7 protein-coding genes are annotated in these 24,984 nt (G+C 74.7%); all 7 read right to left on the bottom strand.

The window, feature by feature from the left end:
* Positions 1 to 17: 17 nt before the first annotated feature.
* The 7 genes from panD to ACFWPQ_RS20180 all read right to left on the bottom strand — a co-directional run bounded on the left by panD (position 18) and on the right by ACFWPQ_RS20180 (position 24,964).
* Positions 18 to 437 (bottom strand): aspartate 1-decarboxylase, encoded by a 420-nt coding sequence (panD, locus tag ACFWPQ_RS20210; protein WP_384036201.1) that lies wholly within the window; start codon positions 435 to 437, stop codon positions 18 to 20.
* Between the two features lie 14 nt (positions 438 to 451).
* Positions 452 to 1,651, bottom strand: a complete 1,200-nt coding sequence (locus ACFWPQ_RS20205) for a cytochrome P450 (protein WP_384036198.1) — start codon at positions 1,649 to 1,651, stop codon at positions 452 to 454.
* 14 nt (positions 1,652 to 1,665) lie between these two features.
* The gene (gene fabD, locus ACFWPQ_RS20200; RefSeq protein ID WP_384036195.1) at positions 1,666 to 4,902 is read right to left on the bottom strand and encodes an ACP S-malonyltransferase; all 3,237 of its coding nucleotides are present in this window, start codon (positions 4,900 to 4,902) and stop codon (positions 1,666 to 1,668) included.
* A 23-nt stretch (positions 4,903 to 4,925) separates the two neighbouring features.
* Entirely contained in the window at positions 4,926 to 8,000 is a 3,075-nt protein-coding gene (locus tag ACFWPQ_RS20195) for an amino acid adenylation domain-containing protein (RefSeq protein ID WP_384036191.1), read from the bottom strand.
* Between the two features lie 23 nt (positions 8,001 to 8,023).
* Entirely contained in the window at positions 8,024 to 8,872 is an 849-nt protein-coding gene (locus tag ACFWPQ_RS20190) for a hypothetical protein (protein ID WP_384036188.1), read from the bottom strand.
* Positions 8,873 to 9,104: 232 nt separating this feature from the next.
* A complete protein-coding gene (locus ACFWPQ_RS20185) occupies positions 9,105 to 18,023 on the bottom strand; it encodes an SDR family NAD(P)-dependent oxidoreductase (RefSeq protein ID WP_384036185.1) in 8,919 nt (2,972 codons plus the stop codon).
* Positions 18,020 to 24,964 (bottom strand): SDR family NAD(P)-dependent oxidoreductase, encoded by a 6,945-nt coding sequence (locus ACFWPQ_RS20180; RefSeq protein ID WP_384036182.1) that lies wholly within the window; start codon positions 24,962 to 24,964, stop codon positions 18,020 to 18,022. The genes ACFWPQ_RS20185 and ACFWPQ_RS20180 overlap by 4 nt, the downstream gene beginning before the upstream one ends.
* Between the last annotated feature and the right edge of the window lie 20 nt (positions 24,965 to 24,984).

Raw genomic sequence — 24,984 nt, 5'->3', positions numbered from 1 at the left:
TCGCCGGATCGGTGCGGTCACGCGTCGACGGTGTCGCCGCGCATCAGGTCGTCGGCGCCGTCCGGCGCCTCGGCGGGGTCGGAACCGACGTGCTGCGGTCGGTTGCCGTCGTCGACGAAGACCACGCTCGGCCGGTACGCGCGAGCCTGTTCCTCGGTCATCGCCGCGTACGAGATGATGATCACCAGATCACCGGGGCTGATCAGCCGGGCCGCCGCGCCGTTGATGCCGACCACGCCGCTACCGGCCGGCCCCTCGATGACATAGGTGCTGAGCCGGGCGCCGTTGTCGATGTCGACGACGTCGACCTTCTCCCCGGGCAGCAGGTTCGCGGCGGCCATCAGCGTCGAGTCGAGCGTGAGCGAGCCGACGTAGTGCAGGTCCGCCTGCGTGACCGTGGCACGGTGGATCTTCGACTTGAGCATCTCTCGGTACACCGGGTGGTCTCCGTTCACCATGTCACCGGCAGCTCGTGGACGCCGTAGATGATCGATTCGGGGGTGGTGCGGATCTGGTCCGCGGGGGTCGCCAGCCGCAGCCCGGGCAGCCGTCGGGCCAGCGCCTCGAACGCGATCCGCAGTTCCAGCCGGGCCAGTTGCTGGCCGACGCACTGGTGAATGCCGTAACCGAACGACAGGTGCGCCACCGGCGGCCGGGTGATGTCGAGGCGGTCCGGGTCGTCGCAGAGCGCCGGGTCCCGGTTCGCCGCGGCCAGCGACAGGGACACGGCGTCGCCCTCGGTGAAGTGGTGCCCGTCGAAGTCCATGTCGGCGCCGGCCGCGCGGATCGAGCCGGCGTGCATGACCGTCACGTAACGCAGCAGTTCCTCCACCGCGCCCGCGCCCAAGCCCGGGTCCGCGGCCAGCGCCGCGTACTGGTCGGGATGTGCCAGCAGGGCGAAGGTGCCCAGCGCGATCATGTTCTTGCTGGTGTCGTAGCCGCCCACGAGCAGCACACTGCCGATGGTCGCCAGCTCCTCGTCGCTGAGATCGCCGTCGGCGACCAGCGTGCCGAGCAGATCGTCGGTGGGCTCTTCGCGTTTGGTGCGGATCAGCTCCATCAGCTGCCCGCCGACGTTCTGCCAGCCGGCGATCGCCTCCTCCGCGCTGGAATGGACGGTCAGCAGGGCCTTGATGCCCTTGACGAACACGTCCCGCCGGTCGGCGGGAACACCGAGCAGTTCGCAGATCACCAGCCCGGCGACCGGCTCGGCGAACGCGGCGACCAGATCGGTGGGACCGCCCTCCTCGATCATCCTGCCGAGATACAGCTCGACGTGCTCGGTCAGCCTCGGCTCCATGGTCCGGGTGCGCCGGGCCGAGAACCAGGCGGTCAGCCGGCGCCGGTAGTGGGTGTGCTCCGGCGGGTCCATCGCCGTGAACATCCCCGGTGCCAGGTCGGTCCGGTTCCCGGCCATCGGCAGCGGGATCGGCGTGCGCAGCAGGTCGCCCCGCGAGCTCATGCCCCGGCCGGCGAGGAGCCGGCGGACCTCGTCGTAGCCGGTGACCAGCCAGCCGAGGTGGCCGTCCGGGAAGACCATGCGGGCCACCGGCTGCTCCTCGCGCAGCTCGGCGAGCTCGGGTGCGGGGTCGAACGGGCAGGTGCCACGGGTCATGGGCAGGCCGTCGACGGGACGGACGGTCTCGGACACAACGCTCTCCTTTGCTATACGCCGGTGGACCCGACGATCTCGGCGGCTTCGGTGATGAGTCGGTCGGCCAGCTCGTCGGCGTGCCGGTCACGCCAGGCCTCGTACGGGGTGCCGCGCAGCCAGTGGTTGCAGGCGCCCAGCGCCGGCCCGCAGGCCACCTGGTAGTCCGCGACCCGCTCCGGGGTGCCCTCGATCGCCCACCGCTGGGCCTGGGCGCAGTACCAGCGGAAGACCAGGGCCATCCGGCGCTTGGGGTCGGCCGGCTCGCCGGCGGGGACGACCCGCGACGCCAGTTCCTCGAATCCGGCGCCGAAGTAGTCGCGTTCCACCCGGGACCGGATCCGGCCGGGCACGGCGCCCCAGGAGTCGTAGGTACGCCACAGGTCGTAGAGCTTTCCGGCGCGCACGTGGAAGAGCACGCCCTTGCGCAGCACCCGGGCCCGGCCGCCGAGTTCGAACAGCGCGCCGTAGGGGGCGTACGCGGTGTCGTGCACGTCGAGGTTCGGCAGCAGGTCCTTGGCGGCTTCGCTGAGCCCGCTCTCGGCGGTGCAGAGGTTGATCGACCCGGTGAGGACGAAGTCGGCGCCCAGGACGAACGCGGCGGCGGCCGCCTCCGGGGAGCCGATGCCTCCACCGCCCCCGACGCGTACGCCGGAGGCGACTCCGCCGAGCTGTGCCCGCAGTCGGCGTACCGAGGGCAGCAGCGCGGGCAGGGCGCCCTGGTCGGTGTAGTCGGCTCCGTCGCCGATCGCGCAGATGTCGTCGGCCAGGGCGATCCGCTCGCCGGCCGCGGCCTCCTCGGCGGTGAGCAGTCCGTCGTCGACCAGCCGTGCCACGAGGGGGCGCGGCGGTGGCGCGAAGAACAGGCGGGCGGTGTCCAGGCGGGTCACCTTGGCCAGCAGTTTGCGGGGGGCGTGCACGGTGCCGTCCGCCAGGATGCGGGCACCGGTCAGCCGGTGCCTCACCAGCGCGGGGGTCACCTCGACGTAGGTGGCCGCCTCGACGAGACGGACGTTCTCACGGACCAGCAGATCGACCATGTCGGCCTCGGCGCGCGGGTCGAACGGGTCATAGGTGATGTTGACCCCGAACGGCGCGTCGGCCCCGGCGGCCGCCCGGATGCCGCGGATCGCGTCGGCGACGTCCGCGAGCGGGAGCCCGGCCGCACCGAAGTGGCCGAGCAGGCCGGAGCGGGCCAGCCGGGCGACCAGCTCGACGGAGCTGACACCGTGGTGCATCCCACCGGCGACGTAGGCGTGCCGAACCCCGTGGTCGCGCCGGAACGCCGCCGAGCCCAGCTCCGCGCGCCGCGGCGGCGGAGCGGTGACCGGCCCGGTCGGCGCCACGGTCCGGGCCGGCTCGGGCCGCAGCGGGGTGGCCTCCTCCCGGATCCGGGCGATCAGCTTGGTCAGCACCTGCCCCGGGCCCAGTTCGCGGACCCGGAAGTCGCCTCGGCCCATCAGCAGCCGGATGCTGTCGGTCCACCGCACCGGGGAGACGATCTGGCGGCGCAGGGTGGCGGCCACGGCGTCCGGCTCGTACGGCCGGGCGTCGACGTTGCTGATCACGGGAATCTTCGGGGCGGCGAACGCCGTGGCGTCCAGCAGGCGCCCGAACTCCTCCGCGGCCTGCGCCATGTAGCGGCTGTGGAAGGGGGCGCTGACGTTGAGCGGGGCACAGCGGGCGCCCTTGTCCTTGAACAGCGCGAGCGCGCGGTTGACCGCGTCGGCGGGGCCCGCGACCACTGTCTGGGTCGGCGCGTTGTAGTTGGCGATGTCCAGTCCGGACAGCTCGCTGTCGCGCAGCACCTCCCGGACCAGGTCGGCGTCGACGGCCGAGACCGCGGCCATGGTGCCGCCGGTGACCTGTCCCATCAGCCGGCCGCGTTCGACGACCAGGCGCAGTCCGGTCTCGAAGTCGTAGACGCCCGCGGCGAACAGGGCGGCGAACTCACCGAGGCTGTGCCCGAGCAGGTAGTCGGGCAGACGGCCGCCCTCCTGCAGGGCGGCCAGCCAGGAGAGGGCACCGACCACGTACAGGGCGGGCTGGGTGTACCGGGTGTCGCGCAGGTTGCGGCCGGGGTCCTCCAGGCACAGCTCACGGATCGAGTAGCCGAGGACGGTGTCGGCCCGTTCGACCAGCTCGGGGAACCGGTCGAACAGATTTCGGCCCATTCCCTTGGCCTGGGCGCCCTGGCCGGGGAAGACATAGACGTCGAAGCCGTCGCCCGGGGTGGCGGGGTCGGCCACGGGCGTCGGAGCGGTCATGGTGGTCACCTCGGTTCGTCGAGCCGGCGCGGCGATGACCGAGCGGGTGTCGAGCACCGCCTGGTACAGCACCTCGTCCCGGGCGTACGGGGAGAGCAGCGGCAGCACCCGGGACCGGCTGCCCTCGGGAAGCCGCGCCCGCACCAGGTTGGCCATCGACCCGGACGGGCCCAGGTCCAGGAAGAGCAGGTCGTCGCGGGCCAGCAGCGGTTCGAGGGCTCGTGACAGGTCGAACGGCTCCCGCAGGACCCGCCAGAAGTGGTCCGAGTCGGGGTGGCGCACCTCGGCACCGGTCGTTCCGGAGATCAGCGGGATCGTGGCGGTTCGCGGGGTGAGACCGCCCACGAGCTTGGTGAAGGCGTCGCGTACGCCGTCGATCAGCGGCGAGTGGAACGGGAACAGCACCGGAAGCCGTTGGCAGAGCACACCCGAGGCGTTCAGGTGGCGCTCGATGTCGTCGAGCCGGTCGGCGGTGCCCGCGAGCACGAAGTTGTCCGGCGCGTTGATCGCGGCCAGGTGTGCCCCGGCCAGCGCGGGATCGCGGTCGACGAGACCGGCGTCGGCGAGGACCGCCAGCATCCCGCCGCGCGGGCACTCCGCCTCGAAGAGCATCACCTGCTCCAGCAGCGAGCGCAGGCATTCCTCGGGGTCGAAGATGCCGGCCACCGTGGCGGCGACGACCTCGCCCAGGCTGGCGCCGAGCACCAGTTCCGGTTCGAAGCCGCGGGCGCGCAGCATGCGGGCCAGCGCGTACTCGACCATGAAGATGGCCGGCTGGGTGAGCGACAGGCGGGTCATCGGCAGCTCCGGGCCGCGGTCGCCGCCGTGGATCGCGGCGATGACCGAGTGGCCGTGGACCTTGCGCACCACCGCGTCCAGCGAGTCCAGCGCGTCGTGGAAGACCGGGTCGGCACCGTAGAGCCACCGGCCCATGCCGTGGTACTGGGAGCCCTGACCCGCGAAGAGGAAGACCGGTGTCAGCATGGTGCGTGGTCCTCTTCGGCCGCTCACCCGAGCCCGCGCAGGCGGCCGGCCAGCGCGGCGGGGGTCGGGTTCTCGAACACGTCGGTGAGAGCCAGCCGGACACCGGTCTCGTCCTTGATGCGCTGCGCGAGGGAGGCGGCGAGCAGCGAGTGCCCGCCGCTGGTGAAGAAGTGGGCGTCGGCGTCCAGGTCCGGCCGGTCGAGCAGTTCGGCGAAGAGCTTGGTCAGGGTGGTGGTCAGCGCGTCGCCGCCGACCGGACCCGCGGCGTCGCCCTCGGCCGCGGCCGGCCGGTGCGCGGCGAGGTCCGCCAGCGCCAGGTAGTCGACCTTGTCGCTGCCGGTACGCGGGAACGCCTCCACCGCGAGGATTCGGTGCGGCACCACCGAGCGCGGCAGCCGCTGCCGGGCATACTCCCAGAGCTCGCCCACCGCCTCGGGCCGGTAGGGAACCTGTACGAAAGCGGCCAGCCTGCCGTCCGCGGCGGGGTCGCCGACCACCAGCACGGCGGCCGCCTCGACGTCCGGGTGATCGGACAGCACCGCCTCGATCTCGCCCAGCTCGATGCGGTTGCCGCGCAGCTTCACCTGCCGGTCCATGCGGCCCAGCAGGTCGATACGGCCGTCCGGCAGCCAGCGCGCCACGTCTCCGGAGCGGTAGAAGCGTCCCCACCGGGAGTCCACCCCGAAGCGCTCGGCGGTCAGGTCGGGCCGTCCGTGGTAGCCGGAGGCGACACCGATGCCGGCGACGCACAGCTCGCCGCGCAGGCCGATCGGCAGCGGTTCCCCGTCCGGGCCGGCGATGAAGATGCGGGTGTTGGCGATCGGCGTCCCCACGTCCACCCGGTCGCCGGGATCTGCCGGTACCCGGCCGGCGGTCGCCCAGATCGTGCTCTCCGTGGGGCCGTAGACGTTCCACAGTTCGGCACCCGCCCCGGTCAGGGTCGCGGCCAGCCCGCCGGGCAGTGGCTCGCCGCCGCTGAGCAGCGTGCGGCCGGCGACCAGATCGGTGATCCGGTCGGCGACCAGTCGCCAGGTGGTCGGGGTCGCCTGCAGGAATCCGATGTCGTGGGCGCGTATCGCCTCGGCCAGCAGGGCCCCGTCGGTGCGGGCCTCGTCGGGCAGCACGACCGTGTGGCCGCCGTGCAGCAGCGGCATCATCAGTTCCAGCGACGAGGTGTCGAAGCTGTACGTACTGAGCCAGCCGGTGGGCCGTGCCGTCGCGGCGACGCCGAAGCGCTCCGCGTAGTCGGTGATGTGGTTGACCAGGCTCCGGTGCGTGATCGGGATGCCCTTCGGCCGTCCCGTGGATCCGGACGTGTAGATCACGTACGCGAGGGCGTCCGGCCCTGCCGCGCCGGCCCTGCCGGCGTCGACGGGGACGGTGGGGGCGGTGGCGACGTCGGGGGCCGGGATCGTCCGCCGGTCGCCGGGCGCGGTGAGCCCCTCGCCGGTCACCACGACCTGTGCACCCGCGTCGTCGAGCTGGTAGGCGATCCGCTCCGCCGGGTGGTGCGGATCCAGCGGCAGGTACGACGCACCGACGAGCCAGGTGCCGAACACCGCGGCGGCCAGCGCCGCACCGCGCGGCACCAGCAGCGCGACGACGTCGCCGGGGCGGACACCGGCCGCCGCCAGCCGCTCGGCGGTGTGCGCCGCGGCGCACCACAGGCGGCCGTAGCTCACCCGCTGGTCCCCGTCCCGGACCGCGAGGGTGTCCGGCTCGGCCGCGGCGCGCTCGGCGAATCCGGCGAGCACCGATGTCAGGTCGATCGGCTGGTCGGTGGCGTTGGCAGCTTCGACGACCGCGTGGTCCTCCGGCGACCAGATCGACAGCGAGCCGACCGGCGTGTCCAGGGCGGCGCCGACGGCGACCAGCAACGCGTCGTAGCGGCGGACCATCAGTTCGACGTCCGCGCGGTCCAGGACTCCGGTGTAGAACGCGGCGCGCACGGTGGCGGTGTCCCGGTCGGAGGTCACGAAGAATTCCAGGTCGAACTGGCTGAACCCGTTCTCGACCACGACCAGTTCGGCCGCGGCGCCGGCCACCGTGAAGGTGCGCTGGCCGGCGGTGAACGGCACGTAGTTGAACACGTGCCGGAACAGCACGTTGCGCCAGCCGGAACCGTCGCGCTCGACCACGTCGAGCAGTTCGTCGGCGGGCATGTCCGCGTGGGCCATCGCCTCCATGAAGACCCGGCGCGCCCGGCCGACCAGCTCTCGGAAACCTGCCGTGCGCCCGGTCAGCAGGCGCAGCGTGACCAGGTTGCTGTGGTAGCCGACCGCCCCGGCCGCCTCCCGGCCGCGCGTGTTGACCGGCGATCCGATGGTCAGGTCGGGGCCGGCGCCGTGTCCGGCCAGCAGCACCGCGTAGGCGGTGAGCAGGACGACCGACTCGGGTGCGCGCAGCTCGCGTTGCAGCCGCCGGACGACCTCGTGCGCCTCGGGCGACAGGACGTGGGTGACCTCGTCGCCCTCCAGGGTGGTGGTCGCCGGGGCCGGCTTCTCGCACCACAGCTCCAAGCCGGACGAGCGGAACCCGGCCATGGTGTCGCGCCAGAACGTCACGCTCTGCTCGGAGGGTGCGGGCTCGTGCCAGGCGGGCACCGGGTCCGGCTCCGGGGTCCGGCCGGCCAGCGCCGCCTCGTAGAACTCGACGAACTCGGCGCGCAGGACGGCGGTGGACTGCACGTCGGCGATGGCGTGGTGCAGCGCGAGACAGAGGACGTCGTCCTCGGGGCCGTGCAGCAGGAGGGCGCGCAGCAGCGGGTTCCCGTCGGCCCGGAAGGGGCGGGCCACGAAAGCGGTCAGGGTGTCGCGCTCGGCACCGTGCTCGTCACCGTGCCCGGCGGCCTGCCCGGCGGCCTGCTCGGGCGCGATGTGGAGGCTGGGCAGGATGGTCCTGGTCAGAGCGTCGTCGGTGCGGTGGAAGACCGTGCGCAGCACCTCGTGCCGGCGCGGCAGCAGGTCGAGTGCCGTGGCCAGGGCCGTCGGGTCGAGGCGACCGGCGACGCGGAAGGCCAGTGACAGGTTGTTCGCGCCGCTGCCGGGCACCAGGTCGTCGAGCAGCCACAGGGCGGTCTCCTTGCGCGAGGCGCGCACGTGGGCCTCCGCCGCGCCGGCCGTCATCGGCGGGCCTGGGAGTCGGCGACGAGCAGGTCGGCCACGGTCGTGGCGACCTCCGGGGTGCGCAGCAGGTCGCGGTGCTCCACCTCGAACCGGACCTCGTCCGCGACGGCGATCGGTGCCAGGCCGGGGGTGGCGCGCATCCGGTTGAGTCCGCTGGTCGGGCTCGCCGAGGTGACGACGGTGGCCCGGGACCAGCCGGGACGCGGGTCCAGTCCGGCGGCGACGCCGAGATAGGTCATGAACGAGCCGACCAGCGACACCAGTTCACCGGCGTAGTCCTCGTCGAGGCCGGCGCGGCGCAGCGCGGCCGAGCCGATCGGCTCGAAGATCGCGTAGAGCTCGGCTGCGAACTCGGCCGGGGTGATCCCGGGCCGGGCGGCCAGGCGCTCCGCCGCGCCGGCCAGCTCGTCGACCTCGGCCGGGGTCAGTACGGCGGTCATGTTGCCGATGACGCGGCCGAACTGCAGGTGCACGGTGGGCACGTCGACGAGCTCGGGGTCGAAGACCACCACCTGCGGCGCGACCGGCTGCCGGTCGGCGATCCGCTCGGCCAGGGCGCCGGCGAAGACCGATCCGGCGCAGTAGCCGAGGACCGCCCGGACCGTACGTCCGCTCGCGGCGACCTCGGCCAGCCAGGGCGCGAGGTACTCGTCCTGGTCGATACCGGGGCCGGGGACCCGGGCCGGGGCGACGGTCTGCCACAGCGCGCAGTCCAGTCCCAGGCTGGGCGTCAGGTCGGCGAAACCGCCCTCGTTGCGGCCCGTCACCGGGAAGTCGGTGGCGAGCACGACGTCGGCGTCCGATGCTGCGTCGAGCACCACGTTCCACACGGAAGGGCTTGACATCTGGCAATTCTCCTGAATATCGAGAGGTCAATACAGGGAGGTCAATGCAGGCAATTTCTCACGCATCGCCGGAGCCGTTCTTCGCCGATGCTATTCACCATTCGAGGCGTTGTCCACCTCAATTTTCCGGGGCATTTTCCGGGGCGCTTTCGGCCCCTTTTGGGCACGCCTGAACAGGCAAGACCCCCTACGGGCCACGCCGAAATAGATGACCAATTGGCCAGTCGGCCGCCTATTCCCCCTCACTCATTCGCGTAACCACGAGATCTGCGAGAGCCTGCGGAGTGGGGCATTCATAAAGCACATCCGCCGCCCATTCCAGACCGGTCAGCGCGCCCAGGTGATCACGCAATTCCAGTGCGGTGACGGAGGAAAGCCCCAGATCGAAGAACTCGTCACCGGCGTCGATCTCGGCGCCCGAGTCGTGCCCCAGCACGGCCGCCGCCAGCTCCCGCACTCCGGCCAGGACCTCGGCGTCCCACCGGTCGCGGGGCAGCTTCGCCAGCGCCGCCCGCAACCCGCCGGACGGAGCGGACGCGGTGGACGCGGGGAATGCGGAGGATGCGGAGGATGCGGCCGGGGGGTCGGCGCGCGGGGCCGGCTCGGGCACCGCGACGTCCGGGAGCGCCGGATCAGCTGAATCAGCCGGATCCGCCGGATCCTCATCCGCGTACTCGGCGACGAACACCCCCTCCGGCCGGATCCGTGCCGCGGTGTACCCCTGTCCGATCACGGCGCACAGCCGGGCCCGGGCCAGGGCATCCGTCTCCGTCTCCGGCGGAAGGTCGACGACGTGATCCGCGACCGCCGGCAGCGAGCCGTCCCGGGTGAGGACCCACAACGGCACCCCGGGCGTCGCGGCCGGTTCCGCACCGGGCAGGACGATCACCAGATCGGCCCGTTCGGTGGCGTCGACCGCCACCCGGGCACCGTGTCTGGCCAGCGCCCCGGCGAGAGCATCGGTCAGGTCCGGGTCGTCGCCGGGCGGCGGCACCAGCGCCACGGTCATGTCCAGGACCGGGGGCACGGCGTCCGGCACCGGTCGCCATCGCACCGGCCGCCGGGCCGCACCGGCACCGGGCCGCAACCGCGCCACGGCCGCGAGAACCTGGAGCGGCGTCTCGTCACCCCGCAGACCGAGCATGCTCAGCGCGGCCCCCGGGTCACCGGAACCCAGCACCGTCCAGAGAGCGTCGGGGTCGGGGCGGGGCGCTGGGGCGGGGGTCGGTGGGAGCGGGGCCGGGGCCTGCGATACCGGAGCGGGGGCCTGCCGCGCTGGGGTCCCGGCCTGCGAGACCAAGGTCGGAGGCTGCGACACCGAAGCCGGAGTCTGCGGTGCCGAAGTCTGAACCTGCGGTGCCAAGGTCGGGGGCTGCTGTGTCGGGGTGGGCCAGTAGCGGCGGGGATGGAACGCGTACCGGGGCAACGGGCGGCGTTGTGGTTCGTGGTCCGTGTGGACGGCCTGCCAGTCGACGTGTACGCCGTGCGTGTGCAGGGCGCCGAGCGCTTCGAGGGCGGCCCTGGTGTCCTCGCGGTCCCGTCGGGCCAGGGCCGGCGCGGGAACCGGTGCCGTGGGGAGGCAGGCGCGTAAGGCCGGAGCCAGCACCGCGTCCGGGCCCAGCTCCAGGAACGCGGTACCCCCTGCCCGGTCCGCCTCCTGCACCGCGTCGAGGAAGCGGACGGAGCCACGCAGCTGGTCCGCCCAGTACGCCGGCGAGATCATCTTCTCGTCGGTCCGCACGGTGGAGACGATCGGGATCCGGGGCTGCTGGAACGTGACCGTCTCGGCGACCGCCCGGAACTCGGCGAGCGCCGGTTCCACCCGGGCCGAGTGGAACGCCGTCCCGACCCGCAGCCGGCGGGTGCGATGCCCATGGTCGGACAGCACACCGGCGACCTCCAGCACGGCGTCCTCGTCCCCGGAGAGCACGACCGCGTCAGGGCCGTTCACCGCGGCGATCGACACCCGGTGGGCGTACCCGGCCAGCAGCGGCAGGACCACCGCCTCGGCGGCCCGTACGGACACCATCGCTCCACCGGCCGGCAGTCCCGCCATGGCCCGCCCCCGGGCGGTGACGAGCGTGGCGGCGTCGTCGAGCGTGAGCATGCCTGCCACGTACGCCGCGGACAGCTCGCCGATCGAGTGGCCGATCAGCATCTCCGGCCGCAGCCCCCAGGCGGTGACCAGCCGGAACTGGGCCACCTCGAGCGCGAAGAGGGCGGGCTGTGTGTACTCCGTGCGGTCGAGCAGGCGGCCGTCGCCCCACACCACCTCGCGCAGCGGGGTGTCCAGCGTGAAGTGCGCGCTCACCTCGTCGAAGGTCCGTGCGTACTCGGGGAACGTCTCGTACAGACCGCGCCCCATCCCGGGCAGCTGGCTGCCCTGGCCGGTGAAGAGCAGGACCAGCCGGTGCCGCGCGGCGGTGGCGCGCAGCACGGCCGGCCCGGTGTTCCCCTCGGCGAGGGCGGCCAGCGCGGCCCGCAGCGCGGTCTCGTCCCCGCCGGTGACCATCGCCCGGTGCTTGTGGACGGCACGGGTGGTGGCCAGCGCGTACGCCACCGCCGGCGGATCGGTGGCGGCGGTGGCCGCCAGCCGGGCGGCCTGCTCGCGCAACGCTGCCTCGGACCGTGCCGACAGCAGCCACGGCACCCCGTCGAGGACCGGTCGTTCCTCCTCCCGCACGTCCGGCGCCGGCGGCGCCTCCTCGATCACCACGTGCGCGTTGGTGCCGCTGATGCCGAACGAGGACACCCCCATGCGCCGCGGCGCCTCGCGGCGCGGCCAGGGCTGCGCCGAGGCCAGCAGCGCCACGTCGCCGGCGGTCCAGTCCACGTGCGGCGACGGCTCGTCGATGTGCAGACTGCGCGGCAGCACGCCGTGCCGCAGCGCCAGCACCGCCTTGATCACCCCGGCCGCACCGGCCGCGGCCTGGGTGTGCCCGACGTTGGACTTGATCGAGCCCAGCCACAGTGGTCGCGGGCGGTCGCCGCCGTACACCGCGAGCACCGCCTGCGCCTCGATCGGATCGCCGAGGACGGTACCCGTACCGTGCGCCTCGACCGCGTCGACGTCGGCCGGACCCAGCCCGCCGGCAGTCAGCGCCGCGCGGATCACCCGCTCCTGGGCCGGGCCGTTCGGCGCGGTGAACCCGTTGCTCGCCCCGTCGGAGTTGACGGCGCTGCCGCGCAGCACGGCCAGCACCTGGTGACCGTGCTCGCGGGCCCGCGACAGCCGCTCGACCAGGACCACGCCGACGCCCTCGCCCATGCCGGTGCCGTCGGCGGCCGCGGCGAAGGGTTTGCACCGGCCGTCCGCGGCGAGCCCGCGCTGGCGGCTGAACTCCACGAACACCGCGGGCGTGGCGAGCACGGTCACCCCGCCGGCGAACGCGAGGTCGCACTCTCCGGTCCGGATCGCCTGGGCGGCCAGGTGCAGGGCGACGAGGGACGACGAGCAGGCGGTGTCCACGGTGACGGCCGGTCCCTGCAGCCCGAAGGTGTACGCCACTCGTCCGGACAGCACGCCGCCGCCGACGCCCGGCGCGAGGAACCCCTCGGCCGCGGCGCCCTCCAGCAGCCGGCCGTAGTCCTGGTACATGGCGCCCATGAACACGCCGGTACCGGTGCCGCGCAGCGCGTCCGGGTCGATGCCGGCGTCCTCGCACGTCTCCCAGACGGTCTCCAGCAGCAGCCGCTGCTGCGGGTCCATCGCCAGTGCCTCCCGCGGCGACACCCCGAAGAAGGCGGCGTCGAACTCGGCCACACCGGAGACGAACCCGCCGGAGCGCGCGTACGAGGTGCCGGGCGCGGCCGGGTCCGGGTCGTGCAGCTCCGCGAGGGGCCAGCCACGGTCGTCCGGGAACGGCACGATCGCGTCCCGTTCGGAGACCAGCAGGTCCCACAGGTCATCCGGGCCGCGGACGCCGCCGGGCAGCCGGCAGCCGATGCCGACCACCACGACCGGGTCGTCCGCGGTGCCGACGGCCACCGGGGCGGCGCTCGGCCGCTCCGCGCCGGCCAGGCGCTCGTCGAGGTGCCGGGCCAGCGCGGCCGGGCTGGGGTGATCGAAGACGAGCGTGACCGGCAGCCGCGCCCCGGTCGCCCCGGAGAGCCGGTTACGCAGTTGAACCGCGCTGAGCGAGCCGAACCCGGCGTCCTTGAACGCCCGGTCCGGGTCGATCGTGTCGGGTGAGGCATGTCCCAGCACGGCGGCGGCGTGCCCCAGCACCAGGTCGAGCAGCACCCGGTGCCGGTCGGCCGGGCTCTTGCCGGCGAGCCGGGCCGCCAACTCGGAGTCGGCGGCGCCGCCGCGGGTCGCCGTACGCCGCGCCGGCGTCCCGGCGAGGGCCCGCACGACCGGCGGTACGGCGTCGCCGCCGGCCCGCAGCGCGGCCAGGTCGAGCCGGATCGGCACGAGCACCGGCTCGGCGACGGTCAGGGCGGCGTCCAGCGCGGCCAGGGCGGCGTCGCGCGGCAGCGGCGGGAACCCCGAACGGCGGAACCCGGCCAGGTCGGCGCCGCCGGTCATGGTGCTCTCGTCCTCCCACAGGCCCCAGGCCAGTGAGACCCCCGGCAGCCCGGCGGTCCGGCGTGTCCGGGCCAACGCGTCCAGGGCGGCGTTGGCCGCGGCGTAGTTCGCCTGGCCGAGTCCTCCGAGCACGCCCACCGCGGAGGAGAACAGGACGAGCCGGGCCTGCGGCAGCAGTTCGTGCAGGAGCCAGGCCGCGTCGACCTTGGGGCGCAGCACCCGGGCCAGCCGCTCCGGTGTGAGGTCGGTGACCAGCCCGTCGTCGAGCACCCCGGCGGCGTGCACCACGGTGCCGACGTCGGTCGTGTCGAGCAGCGCGGTCAGCTCCGCCCGGTCCGCGACGTCGCACGCCACCACGGAGACATGCGCGCCCGCGGCGGTCAGCTCCGCGGCCAGGGCGGCCGCCTCCGGTGCCCGCGGTCCCCGCCGGCTCGCCAGCACCAGGCCGCGGACGCCCAGGTCGTGCACGAGATGCCGGGCGACGATCCCGCCGAGCGTGCCGGAGGCACCGGTCACCAGGACGGTGCCGAGGTCGCCGACCGGTTCACCCGCCCGGGGCACCCGGACCAGCCGCAGCTCCCGCGCGGCGCCGGCGGCGAGGCCCAGTTGCGGCTCGTCCGCGGCCAGCGCGGCCGGCACCGCCGCGACGGTGGCGTCGTGGCCGTCGGCGAGGTCGAGCACCGCGAAGCGGTCCGGATGTTCCGACTGGGCGCAGCGCACCAGCGCCGCGGTCGCGGCCTCGCCGGGATCGTCGAGGACCCGCCGGGTCACCACGACCAGCCTGGACGTGGCCCGGCGCTCGTCGGCCAGCCACTCCTGCACCAGGGCGAGCGCCCGCTCGGCGGCCACGGCGGGTGGGCCGGACGGGGCCGGGACCAGGACGTACGGCGCGGCGTCGTCGCTCGGCGACACCCGCAGCAACCGGGCGAGGGCGGGATCGGGGACCACGTACCCAGCGGTGGGACCGTCCGGCAGCGTCCGGGGCGTCCACTGCGGAAGCAGCAGGTCACCGCGGTCCGGCAGGCCGAGTGCGCCCTCCGGGAGCGGGCTGAGCACCAGGGACCGCACCGACGCGACCGGCGTCCCCGCCGGGTCGGTCAGCTCGATGCGGACGGCGCCGTCCCGGGCGCCGGTGAGCGTGGCCCGGACGGTGTCCGCGCCCACGGCGTGCACCTGGACCCCGGTCCACTCGAACGGCAGCGCGGGCCGGTCCTGCGCCCCGCCGCGGAGGTGGTTGCCGAGCGCCAGCGGGTGCAGACAGGCGTCCAGCAGCGCGGGGTGGATGCCGAAGGCGTCCGGCTCGGCGCCGGGCAGGGCGACCTCGGCGTACAGGTCCCCGGCCCGGTCGCGCCACAGCGCGCGGACGCCACGGAACACCGGCCCGTACCGGAGTCCGGCGCTGTCCAGCCGTTCGTACAGTTCGTCCACGTCGAGCGGCTCGGCGCCGGCCGGCGGCCACGCGGTCGCCGCGGGCGGCGGCGGGTCGCCGCCGGGCGTGAGGACGGCGGTGGCGTGCAGGGTCCAGCCGCCGGCGCCGACCCGGCCCTGCACGGTCACTTCCCGCGCCCCGTCCGTACCGGGCTCGTCGGCCTCGATCCGCAGCCGGACCTCCGCGTCCTCCGGCACCACGAGCGGGACGAGCAGGGTCAGCTGCTCGATCACCGGGCAACCGGCCTCGTCACCGGCCCGGGACACCAGGTCCACCAGGGCGGCGCCGGGCAGCACGACATGCCCCTCGACGGTGTGGTCGGCCAGCCACGGGTGGGTGGCGGCCGACAGCCGTCCGGTCAGCACGAGCCGGTCGGCCCCGGGCACGGCGGCCCGCAGGACCGGATGTTCGACGGCGTCCAGGCCCAGGGCGGACGGGTCTCCACCGCCGGCCGGCAGCCAGTACCGCTCGGTCACGAACGCGGTGGTGGGCAGCTCCACCGGCCGGGCCCCGGGCCACACCGCGGACCAGTCCGGACGGACCCCCTGCACATGCAGCTGCGCCAGCGACCGGACCAGCTGCTCCGGGCCGCCCTCGTCGCGGCGCAGCGTGTGCAGGACGGCGACCTCGGCGCCGATCGCGTCCACGGTCTCCTGGGCGCCGGTGGCCACCACGGGGTGCGGGCTGACCTCCAGCAGCGTGGTGCAGCCGTGGCCGGCGAGTGCGGTGACCGCCTCGTCGAAACGGACCGGCTCACGCAGGTTGCGGTACCAGTAGTCGGCGTCGAAGGCGTCGTCGCCATCGATCCAGCGGCCCTCGACCGAGGAGAAGAACGGTACGGCAGGCGGGCGCGGGGTCACCGGGGCCAGCGCGGTGCGAACCCTCTCCCGCACGCGTTCCACGTGCGCGCTGTGCGAGGCGTAGTCCACGTCCACCCGGCGGGCCCGGACGCCCTCGGCCTCCAGCTCGGCGAGCAGTTCGTCCAGCGCGTCGGCGTCACCGGAGACCACGGCCGAGGACGTGCCGTTGACCGCGGCCAACGACAGCCGACCGGCCCGGGCGCGCAGGCGTTCGCGGACCTGCTCGGCGGGCAGCGCCACCGACATCATGCCGCCGAGGCCGGACAACTCCACCAGCGCCTGGCTGCGCAGCGCCACCACCCGGGCGGCGTCCGGCAGGGTCAGCGCACCGGCGACGTACGCGGCGGCGATCTCCCCCTGGCTGTGGCCGACGACGGCGGCCGGGGTCACGCCCACCGAACGCCACACCTCGGCAAGGGCCACCATCATCGCGAACAGCACCGGCTGCACGATGTCGACCCGGTCGTAGTCCTGCTCGCCGCGCAGCACGGCGGTCAGTTCGAAGTCGACGTACGGCGCGAGCGCGGCCTCGCACTCGGCGATCCGGTCCCGGAAGACCGGGCTGCTCTCAAGCAGCCGCACCGCCATCTCCCGCCACTGCGATCCCTGGCCGGGGAAGAGGAAGGCCACCGGACCGGGCGCCCCGGTGACGCCCTCCACCACCGTCGGTGACGGCCGTCCGGCGGCGATGTCGGCGAGACCGGCGAGCAGTTCGGCACGGTCGTGGGCACAGACCACGGCCCGGTGCTCGTGTCCGGTCCGCGTGGTGACCAGGGACGAGGCGACGTCCCGCGGGGCCTGGTCGGGCCGGGCGCCGAGATCGGCGGCGAGCGCGGCGGCCTGGGCACGCAGCCCGGCGGGCGACCGGCCGGACACGGCCCAGGCGCACGGCCATGACGCGGCGGGCGCGGTGACGGGTGCCGGGGTGGCCGTGGCGGGCGTGGTGCCGAGGGGCGGGGTGGCCGTGGCGGGCGCGGTGCCGAGGGGCGGGGTGGCCGCGGTCGGCTCTTCGAGGATGACGTGTGCGTTGGTACCGCTGACGCCGAAGGACGAGACGGCCGCGCGGCGCGGTTCGTCGCCGGCCGGCCACGGCACCGGCTCGGCCAGCAACTCGACCGATCCGGCCGACCAGTCCACGTACGGCGAGGGCCGGTCCAGGTGCAGCGTGCGGGGCAGCACCCCGTGCCGCATGGCCATCACCATCTTGATGATCCCGGCGACGCCCGCCGCGGCCTGGGTGTGCCCGAGGTTGGACTTGATCGAGCCCAGCCACAGCGGTCGCGGTCGGTCGCCGCCGTACACCGCGAGCACCGCCTGCGCCTCGATCGGGTCACCCAGCGGGGTGCCGGTGCCGTGCGCCTCCACCGCCGCGACCTGGGCCGGGGTGAGACCGGCGTCGACCAGGGCGTCCTGGATCACGTGGCGCTGCGCGGGGCCGTTCGGGGCGGTCAGGCCGTTGCTGGCCCCGTCTGAGTTGACCGCGACGCCACGGACGATCGCGTGGACCCGGCGGCCGGCCGCCGCCGCGGCGGACTGCCGTTGCAGCACCAGCACACCGACACCCTCGGACCAGGCGGTGCCGTCCGCGGCCGCCGCGAAGGGCTTGCACCGCCCGTCCGGGGCGAGCCCGCGCTGCCGGCTGAACTCGACGAACGCGCTCGGCGTGGCCATCACGGTGACCCCGCCGACCAGCGCCATGTCGCATTCGCCGCGTTGCAGGGCACGGACCGCCTGGTGCAGCGCGACCAGCGACGACGAGCACGCGGTGTCCACGGTGACGGCCGGGCCGCGCAGCCCGAGCTGGTAAGCGACCCGCCCGGAGACGACGCTGCCGCCGCCCTGGGCACCGGGGTAGTCGTGGTGCATCACCCCGGTGAACACCCCGGTACGGGTTTCCCGCAGCGCCGCCGGGTCGAGGCCCGCCCGCTCCACCGCCTCCCACGATGTCTGCAGGACCAGCCGCTGCTGCGGGTCGGTGAACAGCGCCTCCTTCGGCGAGATGCCGAAGAATCCGGCGTCGAAGGCGGGGGCGTCGTGCAGGAACCCGCCGTCACGGACCGTGGAGGTGCCGGGGTGGTCGGGGTCGGGGTGGTACAGCCCGTCCACGTCCCAGCCGCGGTCACGGGGGAACCCGGTGATGCCGTCGCGGCCCTCGGCGACCAGCGCCCACAGGTCCTCGGGCGACTCGACGCCGCCCGGGTAGTGGCAGGCCATGCCGACCACGGCGACCGGCTCGGCGGACCGGCTCTCCGCCTCCCGCAGCCGGCGGCGGGTGACCTGCAGTTCCGCGGTGACACGGCGCAGGTAGTCACGGAGTTTGTCCTCGCTGCTCATCGGTCCTCCTGACCCGGTACGGGGCTGCCGAGCTCGGCGTCGATCAGGGCGAACACCTCGTCGTCGGTGGCGGTGGCGAACACGTCCAGCGGCGCCTCGGCGGTCTCCGGGCTCAGGGCGGTGAGCAGCTCACGCACCCGTCGCACCACCCGGCCGCGGGACACCTCGTCGGTGGCCGCCCCGGTCAGATCCGCGGCGAGGCGGTCGAAGTCGGCGAACAGCGCCGGCAGGTCGTCGGTCCCGCCGGTGTCGCCGTCGAACCGCCCTGCGAGGTGCTCCACCAGGTCGCCGGGGGTGGGATGGTCGAAGACGAGCGTCGCCTCCAGCGTCAGGCCGAGCGCCGCGCCGAGCCGGTTGCGGAACTCCACCGAGCTCAGCGAGTCGAAACCCAGCTCCTGGAAGGAGCGCCCCGGGTCGACCGCGGCGGCACCGGCGTACCCGAGCACGGCCGCGGCCTCGCCGCGGACCAGGCCGGAGAGGCGGGCGCGCAGCTCCGCGGCTCCCAGCCCGGCCAGGCCCGGGTCGGCGACGACCGCCGGTGCGGCGCTCAGCAGGCCGCGCAGAATCGGGGGTACGGCCGCCGGGGCGTCCGAACCCCAGCGCAGGGCGACCACCTCGGGCTCGGTACCGGACAGGGCGGCGTCCAGCAGACGCAGTCCCGCCTCGGCCGTCAGCCCTGCGAGGCCGGCCCGGGCCAGCCGTTCCCGGTCCGCGGCCATACCGTCGTCGAGATCCCACGGCCCCCAGGCCACCGACACCGCCCGGCCACCCACCGCGACCCGGTGCCGGGCCAGCGCGTCCAGATACGCGTTGGCCGCGGCGTAGTTGCCCTGGCCGGGTCCGCCGAGCACGCCGGCCGCCGAGGAGAAGAGCACCAGCTCGGCCTCGGGCAACAGCTCGTGCAGGTGGTGGGCGCCATCGGCCTTGGCCCGCCACACGGTCTCCAGCCGGTCGGCGTCCAGCGCGGTCACCACACCGTCGTCGAGCACGCCCGCGGCGTGCACCACGGTGCTGATCGTCCGGCCGGCCAGCAACGCGGCCAGCGCGGCCCGGTCACCGATGTCGCAGGCGGCCGGTTCGATCCGCGCGTTCAGCCCGGAGAGACCGGCGGGGACGCGTCCGCTACGGCTGACCAGGAGCACGTCGGTGAATCCGTGCCGGTCGACCAGGTGACGCACCACCGGGGTGGCGAGGCCACCGCTGCCGCCGGTGACGAGCAGCGTGCCCGGTCGGCGCGGTGGCGGCGCCTCGGTGACCGGGGCGCGCACCAGACGGGCCGCCAGCAGCCGCCCGTCGCGAACCGCCAACTGCGGCTCGTCGGTGGCCAGGGCACGTGGCAGGGCCGCCGCCGGGTCCGCCCCGGACAGCTCGACGAGAGCGAAGCGGCCCGGGTGCTCGGACTGCGCCGAGCGCAGCAGCCCCCAGGCGGCGGCCGTGGCCGGGCCCGGATCCACGGCGACGAAGACCAGTCGGGCGGCGCCGAAACGGGTCTCGCCGAGCCAGTGCCGCGCCTGGGCGAGGACGTCACGGGTCAGTTCGAAGGCGGCGGACGCCGACGTGCCCGTGGCGGCGACCGGCACGATCACCGCGTCGGCGGGTTCGGTCAGCGCCGCCACGGTGTCCGCCCGGGTCACGGTCACGCCCGCGGCGGTGAGCGCGGCGCCGATGCCGTCCCGGTCCTGGCCCACGACGGCGTACCGGCCGCGCGAGAGGGGGACGACGTCGTCGAGGGGCGCCCAGTCGACGCGGTACAGCGGGTCGGCCGAGGCTCCGGCGGGGCGCAGGGTCACCGCGTCCACCGAGGCGACCGGCGCGCCGTCGGCATCGGTGAGCCGCACCGAGACGACACCGGGCCGCACCGGGGTGACGCAGGCCCGCGCGGCGACCGCGCCGCTCGCCGCGACCCGGATCGCGGACCAGGCGAACGGCAGGTGAGCCCGGTCGCCGGGGACGAATCCGCCGAGAGCCACCGTGTGCAGCGCCGCGTCGAGAAGGACCGGGTGCACGGCGTACGGGCCGGCGCCGCCGCCGGGCACGGTGACATCCGCATGCACGGTGTCGCCGGCCCGCCAGGCGCGGCGCAGGCCCTGGAAGGCGGGACCGTAGCCGGGCAGCCGGTCGTAGAAGCCGGTGAGGTCGAGTTCCTCGGCGTCGTCGGGAAGCGGTGGCGGCCCGGGCGGGGCGCCGTCGGCGGGGGCGAGGGTGCCCGTCGCGTGCCGGGTCCAGGCCGGTTCTCCGGCGGCGCGGGCGTGCACCTCGAAGGCGCATCGCCCGTCGCCGCCGGGCCGGGCCGCGGTGAGCCGCAGGTCGGCGTCGCCGAACGGCAGCGGCGCCTCGATCACCAGCTCGGCCACGACCGGCCGGCCGAGCCGGGCGCCGGCCCGCAGTGCCAGGTCGGCGAAGAACGTCCCGGGCACCAGCGTGCTGCCGTCGACGGCGTGGTCGGCCAGCCAGCCGTGGCCGTCCCGGGAGATCCTGGCCGACAGCACGTGCCCGTCGGGCAGCTCCACCAGGTCGTCCCGCACCCGGCCGGGGTCCGTGCCGGTGGCCACCCAGTGCCGGTCCCGGGCGAACGGATAGCCGGGCAGCGACAGCCGGCGCGCTCGCGACGGCAGCGGCGGGGTGATCTCGGCCCCGGTGACCCAGGCGGCGGCGAGCGCGTCGAGGCCGTCGGCGGTCACCGCGGCGGCCGGTTTGCGCCGCCGGCCGCGGTGGCAGCCGACCCCGGTGCGCAGCGCCGTCACGAGCTCGGCGGTGGTCGTGGCCACGACGGCGAGCCGCTCGTCCAGGTGCTCACGCCCGCACCACAACGTGTACGCCAGCGCCGCCGGATCCACCGTGACGGCGGTCGTGGCCAGGGCGGCGGCCAGGCTCGCGGCGGTGGTCTCCCCGTCGATCGCCGGGCGGCTTCCGAACAGCGCCTCGACGCGGTGGGCGAGGTCGGCCAGACGTGGGAAGTCCAGGCCCAGCTCGGCGAACGGCTCGTCGGGTCGTGCCGCGGTGGCGCCGACCTCGGTCAGCAGCGCGGTCACGGCCGCGGTCGCGTCCGCGGCGGTGCCCTCCAAGTGCGTCACCAGCCGGGCCACGCTCTCGTCGAGGCGGGCGGCGTCCCGGGCGGACAGCACGAACAGCCGCAGTTCGGCCGGTTCCGGCACGGCCGGCGGCTCCGGCCAGTCGGCGAGGACGACGTGCGCGTTGGCCCCGCCGGCACCGAAGGAGCTGATCGCCGCGGTGCGCGGCGCGTCCGCACGTCCCGGCCACGGCGCCCGTTCGCGCTGAACCCGGAACCGAGCGGTCTCCCACCGCACCGCGCTGGACAGCGGATCGGCGTGCAGGGACGGGACGAGTTCCCGATGACGCAGTTGGAGCACGACCTTGGTGAGCGCCGCGACGCCGGCCGCGGACTCCAGATGCCCGATGTTCGACTTGACCGACCCGAGCGGCCAGGGGCCCGGGCCGGCACCGATCCGGTCGAAGGCGTCCTCCAGCGCGGCGACCTCGATCGGGTCGCCGAGGCTGGTGCCGGTGCCGTGCGCCTCCAGGTAGCCGAGGTGGGCCGGGTCGACCGCGGCGCGCCGCAGGGACCCGGCGATCAGGGCGGCCTGCGATGCCGGGTTCGGCACGGAGAATCCGGCGGTGCGGCCGCCGTGGTTGACCGCGGTACCGCGGATGACGGCGTGCACGTGGTCGCCGTCGCGCAGGGCGTCCCGCAGCCGGCGCAGCAGCACCACACCGACGCCCTCACCGGGCACGTAGCCGTCCCCGCCCTCGCCGAAGGCGCGGCAGCGCCCGTCGGTGGACAGGAAGGAGGACTGGCTCAGCAGCAGGTACTTGTTCGGGTGCACGGCCAGGTTGACGCCACCGGCCAGGGCCGCCTCGCACTCCCCCCGGCGGATGGCCTCGACGGCCAGGTGCAGCGCGGTCAGCGAGGACGAGCACATGCTGTCCAGGGCGATGCTCGGTCCGCGCAGGTCCAGGAAGTACGACACCCGGTTGGCGATCGAGGCACTGAACGACGAGGGCACCGGGCCCGGCTCCGCGCCGACGCCGTACAGCTGGTACTGGTTGTACATCACCCCGGCGAACACGCCGACGGACCGGCCGCGCCAGGCCGACGGCGCATGGCCGGCCTCCTCGAACGCGTGCCACGCCTCCTGGAGGAACAGCCGCTCCTGCGGGTCCAGTACGGCCGCCTCGTTCGGCGAGATGTGGAAGAACCCCGCGTCGAACTCGTCCACCCCCGAAATGAATCCGCCCCATTTGCCGTACGAGCGTCCCGGCGTCCGGCGGTCCTCGGAGTAGATCGCCGCGTGGTCCCACCGGTCGGCCGGCACCGTGCTGATGCAGTCACGGCCATCGCGCAGGTTCGCCCAGAACTCGTCGAGGTCGCGGGCCATCGGGTAACGGCCGCTGATGCCGACCACGGCGATCGCGTCGTCGTCGGCGCCGACCGGCTCGGGGTCCGTCCCGGGCGGGGTGAACTGGGCCGCGATCCGGGCCGCGTCCCCGTTCAGGACCACGACGTGGGAGCGGCCACTGCCCACGGCGGCCAGCAGCACGTCCACGGCGGCCGGGGTCTCCATCCCGCGCAGCCCCGTCCGGCGCAGCGCGGCGTCATCGACCGGCATGCCGCCTTCCGCCCAGGCCGGCCAGCCCACCGACACGATGTCGCGGCGGGTGCCGGCGAACAGGTCCAGGAACGCGTTGGCGCACGCGTAGTCGGCCTGACCCGGATTGCCCCAGGTGCCGGCGGTGGACGAGCAGAGCAGCAGGAAGTCCAGGCCCAGGTCCCGGGTTGCCGCCTCGAGGTGCCGGGCGCCGTCGACCTTGGGGGCGAGCACCGTCCGTACGTCATCGGCTCTCTTCCCCACCAGCAGGCCGTCACGCAGCACACCGGCGGCGTGCACCACGCCGTGCAGTGCTCCGAAGCGGTCCACCGCGGTGCGCACCGCCCGGTCCACGTCGGCCGCGCGGGTCACGTCCATCACCTCGGTGACCACCTCGGCGCCGAGGGCTGTCAGCTCGGCGATCACGGAGGGACCGGCCGGGGTACGGCCGCACAGGACGAGCCGGGCTCGTACCGACCGGGCCAGATGCCGGGCCAGGGCCAGCCCGACCCCGCCGAGCCCTCCGGTGATCAGGTAGACACCGCGCTCCCGCAGCGACGCCCTGTCCGCCGGTGCCGGCATGGGCCGGACGAGCCGGATCTGGCGGGTGCCGTGCGCGTGGCGCACCTCCACGTCCGGTGCCCCGGCGGCCAGTTCGGCCAGCGCGTCGGCCCGGCGGGGCGAACGGACCACCGCGGCCCGCAGGCCCGGGTTCTCCCGCACCGCGGTGCGGAACAGACCGGTGACCGCGGTGACCGGCGCGTCGTCGTCCTCGACGTGGCACACCAGCCGCAGGGTGCGCCGCCCCGCGCGGATCGCCGCTGCCAGGAACTCGCTCAGCGCGACGGCCTCACCGGTGAGGTCGGCCGGGTCGGCGGGCTGCCACAGCACACCGGTCGCGGCGGTGTCCGCGAGCGCGGACGGCCAGTCCGCCCGGGTGTGGGCGCCGGTCGTGACCCAGTGCGCCGCGGGCCCTCCGGGCGGCGGCAGCGCGACCGCGTGCCAGTACGCCTCGAACCACACCACCTCGGCGGGCACCTCGGTCCCGGCGAGCACCTCGGTTCCGGCGACCGTGCCGGTCCTGCCGCTCGCCTCGGTCCCGGCGGCCGTCCCGCTCCCGCCGATCGCCTCGGGCCCGGTGGCCGTCTCGGGCCCGGTGGCCGTCTCGGGCCCGGTGGCCGTCTCGGGCCCGGTGGCCGTCTCGGGCCCGGTGGCCGTCTCGGTCGCCGGTTTCGCGGGCGGGGCGGCCACGACCTCGTACTGACGGAGATGTTCGGCCAGCAGGGTGAACGTGTTGTGCTCGAACAGCAGAGTCGGTGAGAAGTCGACGCCGAAGACCCGTTCCAGGTCGGCGGCGATGCCCAGCAGCGCCGTGGAGTCCAGGCCGAGTTCGTAGAACCCGGCCGTCTCGTCGAAGTCGGCGTGGCCGGTCCTCGCCTCGATCAGTTCATGCACGATCCGGTCGGCATCCTGCGCCGCCGGGGGGTGTGCGTCGAGGCGGGTGATCGCCGCGGCGTCCCGGATCCGTTTGGAGGTCAGGCCGTGCAGCCAGGCGACGACGGTCCCGTCCGGGGCGTGGAACTCCAGGTCGCACGTGGTCAGATCGCCGTCGGGACCGGCCGGGCGCGGCGGGGTGGCGTGCACCAGGGTCCGTGCGCCCAGCGGTCCCGCGGCCCGGACCGATTCGATCAGCATCGGGATGTAAGGGCGTGCCCCGTCACCCGGCACGGCCTCGGCGAACTGGGTCGGCAGCAGCGTCGAGGAGTCCAGCGCCGCGGGATGAAGGTGGAAGTACTCGGCGTACTCGGCGGCCTGGTCGCTCAGCGAGAGGTCCGCGAGCAGTTCGTCCGGCCCGGCGTGCAGGGTGCCGAGGGCCCGCATGAACACGCCGTGCTCGATACCGGTCGCGCGGACCGTCGCGTACAGGTCGGCCATGTCGACGGTCCGCCGTGCGGCGGCGCGCAGGGCTTCCAGGTCCCGTCGGCGCTGCGGGAACGGCCGGCCCAGGTGCAGTTGGCAGTCCAGGACCGGTTCGCTCTGCCCGGAGGGGCGGCGGGTGCCGGTGACCGACACCCGGAAGTGGCCGTCGGCGCGGGCGAAGCGCAGCGTCAGCTCGGTGTCGAAGTCCGGCCCGGCGGCGACCGGGTTGCGGAACAGCACACGGCGCAGTTCGACCCCGCCGGGGTCGGCGCCCCGGGCTTGCACCACCCGCAGGATGATGTCGAGAAACGCCACCCCGGGCAGGATCCGGGTGCCGTGCACACGATGGTCGCGCAGCACGGGGTCGCTGCCCCGGATCACGACGGTACAGGTCAGCCCGTCCAAGGAGTCCATCAGGTTCTCTTCCCCGCGCA

This window comes from Streptomyces sp. NPDC058464, from assembly GCF_042721035.1.
Lineage (GTDB): Bacteria > Actinomycetota > Actinomycetes > Streptomycetales > Streptomycetaceae > Streptomyces.
Note: the sequence above shows the minus strand (reverse complement) of the source record. Positions and strands in the feature narration are given on the sequence as shown.

Excerpts from the sequence above, each read along its gene's own strand:
- fabD (WP_384036195.1), bottom strand. The coding sequence starts at position 4,902 with ATGCTGACACCGGTCTTCCTCTTCGCGGGTCAGGGCTCCCAGTACCAC.
- ACFWPQ_RS20190 (WP_384036188.1), bottom strand. The coding sequence starts at position 8,872 with ATGTCAAGCCCTTCCGTGTGGAACGTGGTGCTCGACGCAGCATCGGAC.
- ACFWPQ_RS20185 (WP_384036185.1), bottom strand. The coding sequence starts at position 18,023 with ATGAGCAGCGAGGACAAACTCCGTGACTACCTGCGCCGTGTCACCGCG.
- ACFWPQ_RS20180 (WP_384036182.1), bottom strand. The coding sequence starts at position 24,964 with ATGGACTCCTTGGACGGGCTGACCTGTACCGTCGTGATCCGGGGCAGC.